The 16,928-nt window shown below is 38.7% G+C and carries 13 protein-coding genes; 11 read left to right on the top strand and 2 right to left on the bottom strand.

Translation table 11 applies throughout. The features are described 5' to 3' along the window. The first annotated feature begins 171 nt into the window (after positions 1-171). From QNH20_RS22950 to QNH20_RS22935, 4 genes are all read left to right on the top strand, one after another. Entirely contained in the window at positions 172-1,233 is a 1,062-nt protein-coding gene (locus QNH20_RS22950; RefSeq protein ID WP_283920246.1) for a glycosyltransferase family 4 protein, read from the top strand. A gap of 171 nt (positions 1,234-1,404) precedes the next feature. Further along, positions 1,405-1,806 carry a GtrA family protein gene (locus tag QNH20_RS22945; RefSeq protein ID WP_283920245.1) on the top strand — a complete coding sequence of 134 codons (402 nt, stop codon included), beginning with the start codon at positions 1,405-1,407 and terminating at the stop codon, positions 1,804-1,806. Positions 1,807-2,075: 269 nt separating this feature from the next. Then, complete coding sequence (locus tag QNH20_RS22940; RefSeq protein WP_283920244.1) at positions 2,076-6,356, top strand: bifunctional 2',3'-cyclic-nucleotide 2'-phosphodiesterase/3'-nucleotidase; 4,281 nt, start codon at positions 2,076-2,078, stop codon at positions 6,354-6,356. A gap of 144 nt (positions 6,357-6,500) precedes the next feature. Beyond that, positions 6,501-7,562 (top strand): glycosyltransferase family 4 protein, encoded by a 1,062-nt coding sequence (locus QNH20_RS22935; RefSeq protein ID WP_283920243.1) that lies wholly within the window; start codon positions 6,501-6,503, stop codon positions 7,560-7,562. A gap of 98 nt (positions 7,563-7,660) precedes the next feature. Here QNH20_RS22935 and QNH20_RS22930 read toward each other — a convergent pair whose 3' ends face one another. Then, a complete protein-coding gene (locus tag QNH20_RS22930) occupies positions 7,661-8,299 on the bottom strand; it encodes a YigZ family protein (RefSeq protein ID WP_283920242.1) in 639 nt (212 codons plus the stop codon). Positions 8,300-8,568: 269 nt separating this feature from the next. On the opposite strand from QNH20_RS22930, the gene QNH20_RS22925 reads away from it, so the two are divergent. The 6 genes from QNH20_RS22925 (at position 8,569) to QNH20_RS22900 (ending at position 15,418) form a co-directional block, all read left to right on the top strand. Then, positions 8,569-9,711, top strand: coding sequence for a sensor histidine kinase (locus QNH20_RS22925; protein ID WP_283920241.1), 1,143 nt, complete (start codon positions 8,569-8,571; stop codon positions 9,709-9,711). A 57-nt stretch (positions 9,712-9,768) separates the two neighbouring features. Beyond that, positions 9,769-10,455, top strand: coding sequence for a response regulator (locus tag QNH20_RS22920; RefSeq protein WP_283920240.1), 687 nt, complete (start codon positions 9,769-9,771; stop codon positions 10,453-10,455). Positions 10,456-10,719: 264 nt separating this feature from the next. Then, positions 10,720-11,559, top strand: coding sequence for a DegV family protein (locus tag QNH20_RS22915; protein ID WP_283920239.1), 840 nt, complete (start codon positions 10,720-10,722; stop codon positions 11,557-11,559). Positions 11,560-12,217: 658 nt separating this feature from the next. Then, positions 12,218-13,210 carry a nuclease-related domain-containing protein gene (locus QNH20_RS22910; RefSeq protein ID WP_283923484.1) on the top strand — a complete coding sequence of 331 codons (993 nt, stop codon included), beginning with the start codon at positions 12,218-12,220 and terminating at the stop codon, positions 13,208-13,210. Continuing rightward, positions 13,195-14,682, top strand: coding sequence for an ATP-dependent helicase ComFA (locus QNH20_RS22905; protein ID WP_283920238.1), 1,488 nt, complete (start codon positions 13,195-13,197; stop codon positions 14,680-14,682). The genes QNH20_RS22910 and QNH20_RS22905 overlap by 16 nt, the downstream gene beginning before the upstream one ends. A 19-nt stretch (positions 14,683-14,701) precedes the next feature. Then, complete coding sequence (locus QNH20_RS22900; RefSeq protein WP_283920237.1) at positions 14,702-15,418, top strand: ComFC family protein; 717 nt, start codon at positions 14,702-14,704, stop codon at positions 15,416-15,418. A 39-nt stretch (positions 15,419-15,457) separates the two neighbouring features. Here QNH20_RS22900 and QNH20_RS22895 read toward each other — a convergent pair whose 3' ends face one another. Next, the gene (locus tag QNH20_RS22895) at positions 15,458-15,955 is read right to left on the bottom strand and encodes a spore coat protein (RefSeq protein ID WP_283920236.1); all 498 of its coding nucleotides are present in this window, start codon (positions 15,953-15,955) and stop codon (positions 15,458-15,460) included. A 274-nt stretch (positions 15,956-16,229) separates the two neighbouring features. Here QNH20_RS22895 and hpf point away from each other — a divergent pair, with 274 nt between their 5' ends. Further along, the gene (gene hpf / locus QNH20_RS22890) at positions 16,230-16,778 is read left to right on the top strand and encodes a ribosome hibernation-promoting factor, HPF/YfiA family (protein WP_283920235.1); all 549 of its coding nucleotides are present in this window, start codon (positions 16,230-16,232) and stop codon (positions 16,776-16,778) included. Positions 16,779-16,928 lie beyond the last annotated feature (150 nt).

Genomic DNA, 16,928 nt, shown 5'->3' with positions numbered 1-16,928 from the left:
AATAAAATTGCCTGAGGGACGGATGAATAAAAGGATGTTTATTTCTAAATAGTTCTATGCTATAATGCTTTAGAATGCTATTTGACAAAAAGATTCATTTTTTGATATAAATTTTAATTAGAGAAATTATCCACTTATACGAAGTAGGATATGTTATTATGGAGGGCCTGTATGTTTTATATTACTCTAGTTATTTGCTTTTTTGCGGCAATAGTCCTCACCCCTTTAGTAAAAAAGTTAGCTTTTCTTATAGGAGCGACAGATAAGCCAAATCATCGAAAAGTACATGTGAAAATAATGCCTAGATTAGGCGGTTTAGCTATATTTTTAAGTTTTATTATTGGAATACTGATCATTAAACCGGATGGAGAATATCATCTCCCTATTGTATTTGGTGCCATTATCATCATTCTAACGGGTATGGTGGACGATGTGAAGGAAATTTCGCCAAAATGGAAATTACTCGGTCAAATTGCAGCTGCGGCAGTTGTCGTAATTGTCGGCGATTTGAGAGTTGAATTTATTAAACTTCCATTTGGCGGCCAAGTTGATTTTGGTTATTTAAGCATTCCGTTAACGATGATTTGGATTATCGGTATTACAAATGCCATTAATTTGATTGATGGTCTAGATGGGTTAGCTGGCGGGGTTTCTTCCATTGCCTTGTTCTCAATTGCTGGAATGTCCGTTGTAACGGGAAATGTTTATGTAACTGTAATGGCATTAATCGTTGCCATAAGCACAGTAGGTTTTCTTTTCTACAATTTTCATCCTGCAAAGATTTTTATGGGTGATACGGGAGCCTTATTCCTTGGATTTATGATCGGCGTTTTATCACTATTAGGGTATAAAAGCGTCACATTTATTTCGCTCGTCATCCCAATTATTATTCTCGGAGTGCCAATATCAGATACATTCTTTGCGATTATTCGAAGATTGGTTAATAAGCAGCCATTATCAGCACCAGACAAATCACATTTACATCATTGCTTATTAAAAGCCGGATTTACACATCGACAAACCGTTCTTCTTATTTATGCAATGAGTTCCGTATTTGGTCTTGTAGCATTCATTTTCTCACAAGCAACTGTTTGGGGCTCCATGATTGTGATCTTAACTCTATTAATTGGTATTGAAATTATCGTTGAAAAGATAGGATTAATCCGTGATGACTATAAACCTTTGTTGAAGTTAATAAAGGGGATACGACCTGTAAATATTAAAAGTCGATAATCAATATGAGGAGAAAGCCTTTTAACAGGCTTTCTTTTTTTATGAAGAGATCTAACCTCTAAAAAAATATCTTTCTAAGGAGCAACTTTTTCCCTTCTGGCATTATTTGTGATACTCTTTTCAATAACGAACGAGATTACTCGAGTTGATTATGCGTAGAGAGGTACGAGAATGACAAAATTCCTTAAATTTGGTGCCGTTGGGATGTTAAATACACTTATTACAATAGGGAGTTTCTCGCTGTTTTTATATTTTAGTGTGAATTATCTTACCGCAAATATTACCGCCTATATAATCGGTATGATCAATAGCTTTATTTGGAATAAAAATTGGGTATTCCAAGCAAAAGCAAAAGCAAAAGCAAAAGCCTCTTCGTTAATCATTAAATTCATTATTGTTAATTTAATTACCTTAGGAATTAATACATTGTTACTTTATGGAATGGTTCAATATTTTAATTGTCATACATCTGTAGCCCAACTTATTTCGACTGGTATCGGGTTGGTTATTAATTATGTATTAAACAATAAATGGACATTTAGTGAGGGGATGAAGGGGCTTACTAAAAGATAATTGAATAGAGCTTTCATTTGAAGAATATGGAGGAGTGGAGTCACAGATTCCACTTTCTTTTTAATGAAGTAAATTCTGATTATTACTATAAATCAATCTTTTAATGCCTACTGGTTTCTATTTTCTCTATGATTCTAATGAAAACGAGATGATATAATTAACCTTTCGACAAAATTCTATATATTTTACAAAAAAGACTATTAATCTTTAGTAAATATTAGTAAAATAGTCATGCAATACATAAAAATTTGTCGAAGGGTGGTAAAGGTGTGAAGAGAAAGATTAATAGAAGCTTAAAGAGAAAAATGCTTAATAGTTCTCTGGCTGCAGTGTTAGCGCTTACAACAATTCCGTTAAACATTTTCCCAAGCGCAGCAAAAGCGGAAGGTACTGCTGCCAATACTGCAACATTGCGTATCTTAGAAACTACGGATCTGCATTCCAATGTAATGCCATATGACTATTACCAGGATACAGATAAGAACATTAATTTCGGGCTGGCAAAAACAGCTACCTTAATTCAAAAGGCTAGATCAGAAGTTAGTAACTCGATGCTTTTTGATGCAGGGGATTTAATTCAAGGTAACCCTCTTGCAGATTATGTTGCTAGAGGAGAACACAAATTAGGTCCAAATGATACTCATCCAATATTTAAGGCAATGAACTATTTAAAATATGATGCAGGTATCGTTGGTAACCATGAATTTAACTATGGTTTAGATTATTTAAATGATGTTATGCAAGAAGCACAGTTCCCGATTGTAAATGCTAACATTTATTATGATGATAAAGACGGAAATCCGGATAACGACAAAAACTATTTCACTCCTTATAAAATTGTTGACAAAACGATTAAGGATAATGCTGGGAAAGAGCATGTTATTAAGGTTGGGGTAATTGGTTTTGCACCACCGCAAATTATGCAGTGGGATAAAGATAATCTAACCGGAAAAGTTATTGCGAAGGATATTGTAAAAGAAGCAAATAAATTTATCCCTGAAATGAAACAGGCAGGCGCTGACGTAATCGTAGCGATTGCACACTCAGGCTGTGACATTGTTGCAGAAGGTCAAGAGTTAGCTGAAAATGCTGTTTTTGATTTAACTAAAGTCCCTGGCATCGACGCGATGCTTTTTGGACATGCACACTTAAATTTCCCTGGTGACAAATCATTCAATGGTAATGAAAACATTGATAATGTGAATGGAAAAATCAACGGCACGCAGGCAGTTGAAGCTGGTTATTGGGGAAATAACCTAGGAGTACTTGACCTTGCACTTGTACAAGATACCAACGGTAAATGGATAGTGGATAAGGCTAATTCTAAGTCCGTAAACCGTCCTGTTGATGCTACAACTGGTCGAGATGAAGAAATCGTTAAGGCAGTAGAAAAGGAACACCAAGGTACGATTGAATATGTACGTGGAAAAATAGGTGAAACAACAATTCCAATGCACAGCTATTTCTCACGTGTAATGGATGATCCATCTGTTCAAATCGTTAACAACGCGCAGATTGAATATGCGAAAAAGTGGATTAATAACCCAGTAAATGGTCTTAACGAACTCAAGGATCTTCCGATTATTTCTGCAGCAGCTCCATTTAAAGGCGGCCGCGGCGGTGTAGGTGACTTTACGAATATTCCTAAAGGTGAACTTTCTATTAAGAGTGCCAATGATCTGTATTTATTTAACAATACATTCAAAGCTGTTAAATTAACTGGAAAACAGGTAAGAGAATGGCTGGAAATGTCTGCATCACAATTCAAAAAGATTGACCCGAATAATGGCAGCCAAGAATTACTTGATTACGATTTCCGTCCATACAACTATGATGTTATTGATGGAATTAAATATCAAATTGATGTAACACAGCCTAGAAGATACAACTGGGAAAAAGGAACAGTTGAAAATGACAATGCTCACCGTATTATTAACTTTACGATGATGGACGGAACTCCTATTAAAGATGATCAGGAATTCATCGTTGCAACAAACAACTACCGTGCAAGCGGCGGTGGCGGTTTCCCTATTAAGGGCGGCGAAGTTGTAATCGATTCACCGTATGAAAATCGTGAATTGTTAATGGACTATATTAAAACACAAGGCACAGTTAATCCAGTAGCAGATAACAACTGGAAAATTGCTCCTGTTGGTGGTAATGCAGTATTAACATTTAATTCTTCACCGGCTGCGGCTACATATCTTGGTCAAACACCAAACGTGAAAGACCTTGGTGCTTCTTCAACAAAACCAGGATACCAAACATATGAACTTGACCAAAACGTTCACGTTCAATTATTAGGAATCAACGATTTCCATGGTCAGCTTGATAGTTGGAGGGAAATTAAAGACAAAGACAATAAAGTTGTCGATTACTCAGGTGGGATTGAATACCTTGCAGCCTATTTGAAGCAAAGGGAAGCAACAAACCCTGCTAATACATTAATGCTTCACGCCGGTGACGCTGTAGGTGCGAGTGCTCCGGTATCTGCATTATTACAAGATGAGCCAACTATTCGCTTCTTAAACGAGATTGGCTTTGATGCTGGTACAATTGGTAACCACGAATTTGATGAAGGCGTTCAAGAAATGCTTCGCTTAATCAATGGTGGCTCACACCCAGCAACAGTTGACAAGTATGGCAAATTTGAAGGCGCTGATTTCCCATATGTTGCAGCAAACGTTGAGTATGAAGATACTGGTAAGCTAATTCTTGACCCATATGTAATTAAAGAAGTTGATGGAGTTAAGATTGGTATTATCGGTGTTGTTACAACAGTAACTCCAGAAATCGTTATAAAATCTGCAGTAAAAAATGTTAAATTTACTGATGAAGTAACTGCGATTAATAAATATACTAAAGAATTACAAGCTAAGGGCGTTAAATCTATTGTCGTTCTTGCACATAATCCAGGATCATCTAAAACTGATGGAACTGGTGCAACTGGGGAAGTTGTTGAATTCACTAAAAAAGTTGACCCAGAAGTTGACGTCATTTATGGCGCACATGATCACAAATATTTAAGAGCTGTAGTAAATGGCATCACAGTCGTACAATCTTGGTCATATGGTACTGCCTTCTCTGATATTGATTTAACGATTGATTCAATTACTGGAGATGTAATAAAGGATAAAACAACAGCAGATGTTGTAGATACTTTACATTCTCAAATTACACCTGATGCTAAGATTCAAAAAGAGCTTAAAGAATACAAAGACACAGTTGAACCAATCCTTAACAGAAAAATTGGCGAAACTGAAGTTGAATTAACAAGAACTCCGAATGCAAGCGGTGAGCAAGTTTTAGGTAATATTATTGCTGACTCTATGCGCTGGCAAATGGGAACACAAATGGCGTTCATGAATCCAGGCGGTATTCGTAACGACATCAACGCTGGTGACATTACTTGGGGTGAATTATTTAAGGTACAGCCATTTGGTAATGACCTTATTAAAATGACAGTAACAGGTGATGTTCTAAGAGAGCTGCTAAACCAACAATGGGCAGATCCAACGCGTGCAAAAATGCTGCAAATTTCAGGATTATTCTACACATATGATGATTCAAAACCATATATGGAAAGAATTCTTGACATTTACGAAGAAGATGGAACACCAATTAAGCCAGACGGCAAGTACACCATTACAGTAAACAACTTCATGGCTGGCGGCGGTGATGGCTATGGTGCACTTCTTAAAGGTACTGATAAAGTCCAAGGACCTACAGACCTTGATGCGTTTGTAAACTATGTTCAGAACTTTGAAGAACCAATCCTTGCTAAATACGAAAATAGATTCTTAAAGGCTGATAAGGTAATTGCTGATACGACTATTTGGTACTTAAACAATGCAACGAAGGTTCTAGATGGAAAAACTGACCCTTATGCGCAAGTGGTTGTAAAGGTTGGAAATGATGTCATCGGTGAAGGAAAAGCAGACAATTTAGGTGATTTCTCAGTAAAAATCAAAAAACAAAAAGTTGGAACAATTGTTAAAATTGCAACAACAGATTTATTTGGCAATACTGCTACAGCAAGTTTTAAAGTAAAACAAGCTGTAAAAGGCTGGCAAGAAGTCGATGGAAAATGGTATTACTTTAACCCTTCAACTGGATTACCTGAAACCGATGATTGGGCAAAGATTAACGGAAAATGGTATCTATTTGGCGAAAATAGCGTTATGCAAACAGGTTGGGTATTAGATAAGGATCATAAGTGGTACTATCTAGATCCAATCAATGGCCATATGAAAACAGGATGGGTTCACTATCAAAACAAGTGGTACTATCTTGGAGCATCTGGTGCAATGCAAACAGGCTGGGTAGAAGAAGGCAAAACTTGGTACTACTTAGGAGAATCCGGAGCACTGCAAACAGGTTGGATAAAAGTAAAAAACAAATGGTACTTCTTCAAACCATCTGGTGCAATGCAAAAAGGCTGGATACAAACTGGAGGCAAATGGTATTTCCTATACAATGACGGAAGTATGGCTGCCAGCACTACAATCAGCGGATATAAAGTAGGAAAAGACGGGGCTTGGATTAAGTAATCCGTCATTATAAAAGAGGTGGTTCCTTTGGGAATTGCCTCTTTTTTTAGAAAAAATTTATTTATATATTTCCTTTTTTTACTATTTCTTCTTTGTTTTCATTTTGCCTTTTATGGACAAACTGACTAACAAGGAGGATGTTTGATGCTTTATCTTACCTTGATAGTATGTTTTGTTGTTTCCATTCTTATTACACCACTTATAAAAAAAATAGCCTTTGTTATTGGTGCAACTGATCGGCCAAATCAGCGGAAGGTCCACCAGTCGATTATGCCAAGACTTGGAGGCTTAGCGATATTCATAAGTTTTATGGTCGGTATTTTTATATTAAAGCCCGAAAACACATACTCTTTTACGATTTGGATTGGCTGCGTGATTATTGTTATCACGGGTGTTTTAGATGATCTTTTAGAACTGCCAGTAAAATATAAGCTACTTGGTCAATTGGCTGCTGCCTGTAGCGTTGTTTTTTTGGGCGACCTGCAAATAGCATTTATAAACCTTCCATTTGGTGGACAGTTACAATTTGGATTTTTAAGTATCCCCTTAACCATTCTTTGGATTGTAGGAATAACGAATGCCATCAACTTAATTGATGGACTTGATGGGTTAGCTGCTGGAGTATCTTCGATTGCTTTAATCACCATTTCAGGATTAGCACTGATTCAAGGGCATTTGTTTGTAGCTACAGTAGGTTTAATCCTGCTGGCAAGTACGCTGGGTTTTTTGTTTTACAATTTTCATCCAGCAAGTATTTTCATGGGGGATACCGGGGCACTTTTCTTAGGATTTTCAATTTCGGTCTTATCGCTGCTTGGTTTTAAAAATGTAACATTTATTTCTTTTGTCATCCCAATCCTTATTCTCGGAGTTCCAATTTCTGATACAATATTCGCAATCATAAGGAGAATCAAAAATAAACAACCCTTATCCGCACCAGATAAATCACATTTGCATCACTGTATGTTGCGATTAGGCTATACACACCGTCAAACTGTTTTGATTATTTATGCCATGTCAGTATTCTTCGGACTAGTTGCAGTTATATTTTCCCAAGCACGAATAGGGGGGGCAATTGTCTTAGTTGGAATCATCATCCTTGTAATTGAGCTAATCGCTGAAAAAATAGGACTTATGGGGCAAAACTATCGCCCGTTGTTAAACATGCTCCAGACCTTAAGATTCTCTCCATCTAAAAACCGCTAATAAATTTGAAGGGACTCTGCTGGAGCCCCTTTCTATTTTTTTCCCAATTGTCTTCTTTTTAAAAACCGAATATAATCATCCTCAAGATATACTGCCATTTACCTACAAATATCAATTTCTAGATAAGCGGTTTCTCCTTTTTCTATCGTACATTGGCCGTTTGTCAGCTCCACCATCCAGTCCATGAATGGTTGGACATGACTTTCGTCAACGTATATCTCGACTTCGACGATATCTAAGTAGTGAATTTCTTTTATTTTATATTCGGAGGCCCGGAGTTCTTTTTCAATTTTCCCAAGCCAGGTATAGTCCATTTTCACGTGAATAATTTGCGTAAGCTTCCTTTCGACAATGCCAACTGTGTCTAAGCTTTCTGATGTTGCTTTGCCGTAAGCGCGGATTAAGCCACCGGCACCCAATTTAATCCCGCCAAAGTATCGGGTAATGACGACAACCGTGTCCTTTAGCTTTCTTTTTTTCAAAACTTCAAGGATGGGGACGCCAGCAGTTCCACTTGGTTCGCCGTCATCATTGGCTTTTTGAATTTGATCATGCTCACCAATGTGATAAGCAGAGCAGTTGTGGGTAGCATCCCAATGCTTCTTTTTTATTGCTTGAATAAATTCCTGCGCTTCATTTTCCGTTTCAGCTCTGTTAATATGAGCAATAAATCGGGACCTTTGGATGTTAATTTCATGTTCGCCAGCCTGTTTAACAGTATAGTATCGAGGAAGCATAACAAGCTCCTTTCTATTGTAAAAAAATATTGATGTAATATACCTTTAATATGGTAGTAACCTTCGAATGATATAATAGACATGGTTCAACTAGATATTAATTAAAAAGTAAAGTTGAAAAGGATGAAATACTTCTATTATACTACTTTTCATCCAAGTTTGAGGCCACTCATGTCTGTTCAGATTAGCCATTTAGTACAATTCAAGGTAAAATATGTGAAAAGGCCTTAAGGAATAAGGGAAACGCAAGCCCCTCCTGGAGGAATGAAATGAAAATTAAGCAGATTAATATGAAGTCAATTGATGAAATTCGAGAAGAAATGATTAAAACAGTAACATGTAGTAAAAGTGATATTTTCCGAATCGGTGAGCAATGTCGTCTGGACTATGAGAACATGACAACGGAACTCTCGAATATCAAGGAATTGATGGTAAAGCTAATCGAAGAGGGAGACAAACTAGAAGAACAGGTTCAAAAAGCACGGGTAATGCTGTCAGAGGTCAGTATGAATTTTAAGCAATATAAAGAGGAAGAAATCCGTGAAGCCTACGAAAAAGCACACCAGCTGCAAATGGACCTTTCCATCAACTGGCAATATAAAAAACAGTTATTGGATAAAAGGGAGGATCTCGAACGAAGACTAATCGGGTTAAATGATACGATTGACCGTGCTGATCAGCTCATTTCACAAATTTCAGTGGTGATGAATTACTTAACAAGCGATTTAAAACAAGTAGGTGAAGTATTAGAAAATGCCAAAGCCAAACAGGACTTCGGCTTGAAAATTATTGAAGCACAGGAAGAAGAGCGGAAGCGGCTATCTAGGGAGATTCACGATGGACCGGCACAAATGCTGGCGAATGTCATTATGCGCTCGGATTTAATTGAGCGCGTATACCGGGATAAGGGGCCAGATGAGGCATTTTCCGAAATCCATCACTATAAAATAATGGTTCGTTCCGCCCTTTATGAAGTCCGGAGGATTATCTATGACCTGCGTCCGATGGCATTAGATGATTTAGGGCTCGTCCCTACCCTCAGAAAATATTTACAAACCATCGAAGAATATCATAACAAGTCGAAAATAAGTTTTGTGAATATTGGCCTAGAGAACCGGCTTCCGACTAAGTATGAGGTCGGATTGTTCCGTATCATTCAGGAGTCAGTACAAAACGCGCTCAAGCATGCGAATGCTTGTGAAATCAAAGTAAAGTTAGAAATAACCAATGCCGCGATTACCGTTTTGATTAAGGACAACGGTATTGGATTTGATACTACTCAACAAAAACCTGAATCATTTGGCATGATTGGCATGAGAGAGCGTGTCGACCTGCTTGATGGGGAAATCACGTTTGATTCAAAAATAGGCAAAGGAACTGAGGTATTAATCAGTGTTCCATTAATTAACTAAAGAAAATTTTGCAATTGACAATAAAATTGAAATTTGAAGGATTAGGGGGCGTAGCAATTGACTACCAAAATTGTCATTATAGACGATCACCAACTATTCAGAGAAGGTGTTAAAAGAATACTAGAGTTCGAGAAGTCGTTCCAAGTTGTGGCTGAAGGCGATGACGGCAGCGAAGCATTAGGACTTGTGCAGGAGCATCACCCTGATGTTGTGATTATGGATATTAATATGCCGCAAATGAATGGGGTTGAAGCAACCCGAGAGCTTATTGAAAAATACCCGAACACAAAAGTCATTATTTTATCGATTCATGATGATGAAAACTATGTGACACATGCATTAAAAACAGGTGCAAGTGGATATCTATTAAAAGAAATGGATGCAGATGCTTTGATTGAAGCAGTCCAAGTTGTCGCTGATGGCGGTTCGTACTTACATCCAAAAGTCACACACAATTTGGTCAATGAATATCGCAAACTGGCAGCAGGTGTGGGCCGCAGTGGAGGCGGCTACGTGCAAACGGTTGAAATTCGCCGTCCATTGCACCTATTAACGCGTCGTGAATGTGAAGTACTGCAAATGCTTGCTGATGGAAAAAGCAACCGCGGGATCGGTGAATCCTTATTTATCAGTGAAAAAACAGTCAAAAACCACGTCAGCAACATTTTACAAAAAATGAACGTTAACGACCGTACCCAAGCCGTCGTTGTTGCGATTAAAAACGGTTGGGTTGAAGTGCGATGATTTTTCAAAATTAGTGTAGAGCACGCTTATGGCGTGTTCTTTTTTGCCTAATAAATATCAATTTTGGGCTTTAAGAATTATCTAACCCCACATGGAAGACCTAGGGAGAACATCGCACGAATAAAAAGCGCTAGCTTTTTCTACGAGCCCAGGCTCTTTACTTGAGGAAATTCTTTATCCCAAAATAATGCATTTTATGGCTGTTTCAGATAAAATATAAGGAAACATAATGTTGCTAAAAAGACAAGGATGGTATAAAACTTTATGAAAACGGCAATTGTCACGGATAGTACCGCGTACATACCGGAAGAATTACGAGAAAAATGGAATATACATATGATCCCGTTGAATGTTATTTTCGGAAAAGAAGTCTATCGGGAAGAGTTTGATATAACATGGAGCCAGTTTTACGAAGAGGTGAAAACGAAAGAACTCCCAACAACATCTCAGCCGCCGATTGGGCAATTTGTCCAATTGTTTGAAAAACTATCAGAAGACTACGACGCAGTCATTAGTATCCACCTTTCAAGTGGAATCAGCGGTACCTACCAAGGTGCAGTCACCGCAAGTACGATGGTAGAAGGCATTAAGGTGTATCCTTTTGATTCTGAAATCAGCTGTATGGTTCAAGGCTTCTATGCACTTGAAGCCGCTGAAAAAGCTTCATGTGGCGAGGAAGCTGAGGCAATCATAAAAAGACTGGAAGAGTTGAAAATAACAGCTCGTGCTTATTTTATGGTTGATGACCTGTCGCATCTTCAACGCGGCGGGCGTCTCTCAAGTGCCCAAGCATTTATCGGCAGCCTCCTGCAAGTCAAACCACTGCTGCATTTCGAAAACAAGGTCATTGTCCCTTTTGAAAAAATCCGCACCCGGAAGAAAGCAATGAAACGAATTGTCGACCTGCTCGGCGAAGACGCAGCGAGTGGTGAAGCATACCAAGCTGTCATTATTCACGCCAATCGCGAGGAAGAAGCAGAAGTGTGGCGGAATGAATTGTCCGCCATGTATCCGAATGTCGATTTCTCGATTGGTTACTTCGGAGCCGTCATCGGCACCCACCTAGGTGAAGGCTCGATGGGAATGGGATGGATGAAAAAATAAATTAATTTAGGTATGCTGCCATTCCGGCCTTTGGGTTGGAATGGTTTTTATATTGGTTAAATAATTTAAGGGAAATCATATAGAAGGGAATTTTAAGGTTTGGCGGAAACCAAAGACAGGTTGGCGGAATAAATGAAAATGTTGGCGGAAAATATATTGAAGTTTGGCGGAAATCCGGATTTGTTTGGCGGAATTCCGGCTTGAGATTGCGGAATCATCGTGAGAAGAAGCCAGATCTTCAAAAGAGTGGAAGCTAGTCCTGGAATTAAATTAAAAAGGTAAATAAAAAAAGGTTTGGCGGAAATCCGGATTGAGTTGGCGGAATCATCGTGAGAAGAAGCCAGATCTTCAAAAGAGTGGAAGCTAATCCTGGAATTAAATTAAAAAGGTAAATAAAAAAGGGTTTGGCGGAAACCGAAGACAGGTTGGCGGAAATATATCGAAGTTTGGCGGAAATCCCGATCAGTTTGGCGGAATTCCTGTTCAAATTTGCGGAAATCCGTCCTAAGTTGGCGGAATCCCCCCTCAACTAAATTGGCCAGCCATAAAAACTTTACAAAATTTCCGACAAATTAGCAGGAATCTCTTCCTTAATTGCAGAACCTCTTCAAGGCATTTATTTTTTAGGAAAGAAAAAGGAGTGACGAACCAATTGAATATGAAAGAACTAACCCATCCGCAAAGGTTATTTTTAACAGAAATCTTAAAAGAACGCCTAACTCTTGGTCATCCTAAATATCTAGAAATTGAAAAAGATCTAGCCAAAAGAAGGGCAGGGTACTGGGGCGAAATGGGATTAGCTAATTACATGAAAGAACTGCCACAAGAAAAATACCTCATCTTTCACGATCTCCAACTACAAATCAATGGTATTCACTTTCAAATGGATACTCTCCTCATATCTCAAAACTATATTCTAATCATAGAAGCAAAAAATATTTCTGGCACCTTAGTTTTTGATAATGTATTCAAACAGCTTATTCGCATCCATGAGAATGGTAATGAAGAAGCATTCGAAGACCCGCGAGTTCAATGTCAACGTCTGCAATCGCTCTTACGAAATTGGACGGCTAAAAATAGCCGCAATGTATTGCCGATAGATTACCTTATTTTTTTTAAAAGTACTAACACAATTTTAAAAACCAATCCCGGTGAAAGATTAGATTTTAGCAAAGTTTGTAAAGGAAGAGATGTTTTTAATAAAATTGAAAATCTTGAGCAGCGATATAACCATGAAAGAGTTGATAACCACATCATTATCAAAATAGGGGATTTACTTTTAAGTCATCATAGCCCAAAGCCGATTAACATTTTAAATGAATACAATCTTACTGAAAAAGACATTCGCAGTGGAGTTTGCTGTCCAAATGATAAATGCCACCACATCCCGATTAATTACAAAAGAGGTAAATGGACTTGCCCAATCTGCCAAACTATCTCAAAAGAAGCCCATATAAAAGCCCTCAGTGACTATTTCTACTTAATAAAGCCAATGATTACCAATTTTGAGGTTCAAAGCTTCCTCCATCTCCCAAACAACGATATCACTCAAAAAATCCTATTAAGATTGAAATTACCAACCTCAGGAAAAACTAAGAATCGGATATATCATCTTTGTACAAAGAAGGTGTCAGCATGCGTTTTATCATAATGGGTGGAGTGTTAATACCAAATAACACATCAGGCGACTCTCTCCCCATCACAAAAATTCCGACTATCCCTCAGCCGGCGCTCAATCCAGACTTTTCCTACAACCCAGAAATTCAGCAGCTTCTTACAGGAAAACAGCTCCTCTTTGATGATATCCCATTCACCCTTGATGAAATCCAAACACATTATCTAAATGGATATGTCACTTACCGAAAAGGTATCGTCTACAAAGGAAAACAGCCCAACTGTGCCCGCTGCGGCAACAAGGATCCACAGCAGTTTGCATCCTTTCCATGTTCTCGATGTGGAGAAATCTGCCTTTATTGCCGCCATTGCCTAATGATGGGAAGAATCAGTACATGTACTCCACTGTTAGGCTGGAATGGGCCGGTGCCTGACACCGTTTACCCTACGAAGATATTAGAATGGAAGGGAACACTCTCTGAAGGACAATTAGTGGCTTCGAATCATGTGGTAGAGGCGATCCGGCAAAATCAGGAGCACTTAGTCTGGGCTGTTTGCGGTGCTGGGAAAACCGAGGTCCTTTTCGCTGGAATTGAGGCGGCATTAACCTCGAAAAAAAGAATCTGTATCGCCACACCAAGAACTGATGTCGTATTAGAACTAACACCTAGACTAAAGGCGGCATTTCCTGCTATTACAGTTGCCTCCTTATACGGCGGCAGCGAAGATCGCCATCTGTATGCTCCCCTCACAATTGCGACCACTCACCAGCTGCTTCGTTTTTACCAAGCATTTGACACCATTATTTTGGATGAGGTCGATGCCTTTCCATATACCGTGGAGGAATCGCTTCAGCACGCCGCGGTTCATGCTCGGAAGCCAACAGCAGCGATGATCTATTTGACGGCAACCCCTAATGAAAAATGGCAAAGAGAATGCCGCTCGGGAAAAAGAGCCTATACAACCATCCCTGCCCGATTCCACCGCCACCCGCTGCCAGTGCCCGAATTTGTTTGGTGTGGAAATTGGCAAAAAAAGCTTCAAAAAAATAAATTGCCGCAAGATGTCATCCGATGGATACATAATCGAATAAAGACTAACAAACAGACATTAATCTTTTTCCCGCATATACCGTTGATGGAAAAAGCCCTACCCACTCTTCGGCAGTTTGATCCAACTATTCAAGCTGTCCATGCCGAAGACCCAGAGCGGAAAAATAAGGTACAAAAAATGCGAAAAAAAGATATTCCCTTACTGTTAACCACGACCATCCTCGAGCGTGGGGTAACCTTTCCAAATATAGACGTCGCCGTCATTGGGGCGGAAGATCCCATTTTTACCGAAAGTGCCCTTGTCCAAATTGCCGGAAGAGCAGGGAGGAGCAAGGATCATCCAGATGGGGTGGTGACATTTTTTCATTATGGAAAAACTGACGAGATGATAAAGGCAAGAAGACAAATTGTCTCGATGAACAGTGAGGGGATCAAAAGAGGGCTGCTTGATAAATAAAAGAAAAGGAGCTAAAAAAATGAATCATTTCCAACAAGACCATTGTCTTATCTGTAATAATGTAATCCAGCCAACCATAGGATGGAGAGCGATCTTCTCCATTGAAAAGGAACAGCTTATTTGCTCTGCGTGTGAAGCTAATCTAAAGAAAATTGAAGGAGAAACCTGCAGGATTTGCTGCCGGCCATTTTACCAACTAGATGAGAAATTCCGCAAGGGGGAATGGTGCAATGATTGCTTCCGATGGGAGGAGGACCCGGAGTGGCAAGGATTACTTGAGAAAAATCATTCACTTTTCCTTTACAATGAATTTTTAAAAGAAGTCATCGCGAAATACAAGTTTCGCGGTGATTATATGTTGGCAAAGGTATTTGCGTCAGATATAAAAGAAGCACTCACAAAAATGAGAGCAGATTTACTTGTACCTATTCCATTGAGTGAAGAACGGCTATATGAGCGAGGGTTTAATCAAGCGGTGGCACTGCTAAATGAATCTGACTTTTCCCCTTCAGAAATTCTTACCCGAGTTCACTCAGAAAAGCAATCGAAAAAATCAAGGTCAGACCGCATACATTTACCCCAAGTATTTAAAGTCGCTGCCGATTCAAATATACAAGGAAAAAAGGTCGTCTTGATTGATGATATTTACACAACCGGCTCTACACTAAGGCACGCTGCGAAGCTGTTAAAAGCGGCGGGGGCAGCGAGCATTCAATCGCTGACACTTGCAAGGTAGTGAAGTCGGGGGAGACAATGCCTCGCCCCTTAAATATGGTCAGTACTTCATCCGAAGTGCTTTTTGGGCATTTTCAATATCATGACCGAGCAAATGGCCTAAATCGTAGGATGGATAATAGCCATGTTTATACATATAATTATAGACTCGTTCATGGCCATGGATCGCCCCCATCAGCTGATTGGTGAAGGTTTTTCGTAACGCCGGAGTGGCCGTTTCGGTGATTGATGTAGCCAAATTGTAGACTAATCCTTTAGAAAGGCCCAGTAGATCTGAAGCGAAAAAGCCCATGTCTTCACGTAAATCTTCTTCCTCCCTCGCTTGATAGCCCTGTGCTGATGGATAAAATTTAAGCAGTTCTTTTAGGTTTCCTTCAAGGTCGTGAATACCCTTTTTATAAAGGTCTTTAAGTTCATTATCAGTTACTTTAGTGATGGACATTTTCAGCTTCATTAATCCCGAGGATTGGTAGGCAACCAACTCATGCAATTTTAATGTTTCGTGCCAGGCAAGCAATTTACGTTCTTCGTGCTCCATATGATTAAATCCTCCTTCGTTTTCACATTAATTTAACCTATTCGTTGAGCATTTTAGTGGTAAATTGTCCTGATTAATATTAAAATAAACTTTAATTACCAATGATTTTGGTAAATAGTACCTATTGTTGTCGAAAAAGGTGTAAAACATTGTCACTATTTACCCGATGTATTTGTCAAAAAATCGACAAATTTTTTGTACTGATTTAGCAGGATAATCATAGGGTAAAATAGAAATGTTATTACATAGCCTTAATAAAAGGAGGAGTCCACTAATGAAATATAACGTACGTGGTGAAAACATTGAGGTAACTCCAGCAATTAGAGAATATGTAGAAAAGAAAATTGCTAAATTGGAGCGTTATTTTACAGAAGTACTAGTTGCAAATGTAAATGTGAATCTTAAATTCAATCAAGATAAAACTTCAAAAGTAGAGGTAACCATCCCTCTGCCACAATTAGTTTTACGTGCTGAGGAAACAAACGTCGATATGTATGCGGCGATTGACTTGATAACTGATAAACTTGAACGTCAAATTCGCAAACACAAAACAAAGGTTAACCGTAAGTTCCGTGAAAAAGGCGAATTTCCAATTACATTTGCAACCACTGAAAGCCCAGAACTGCATGATGTGGATGAAGACGAACTTGAGTTAGTTCGCACAAAGCGTTTCGATTTGAAACCAATGGACAGTGAAGAAGCGATCCTGCAAATGAACATGCTTGGTCATAGCTTCTATGTATTCACTAACTCAGATACTAACCGTACAAATGTTGTTTACAAGCGGAAAGATGGCCGTTATGGTTTAATTGAAGCACATTAATATGTTTGATAATGCCGCTCCGGATGACCGGAGCGGCATTATTTATTTTGATCTATTATGTTCTATATCTTAAATAAAATGAAACTAAAATCAGATCAGAGAAATAAAAAATCCAATGTTATCCCCATGTGGATAACCACATTCATCTAG

The organism is Neobacillus sp. WH10 (assembly GCF_030123405.1).
Taxonomy (GTDB): Bacteria; Bacillota; Bacilli; order Bacillales; family Cytobacillaceae; genus Neobacillus.
The sequence above is the reverse complement of the archived record's forward strand: the minus strand, read 5'-3'. Positions and strand labels throughout refer to the sequence as shown.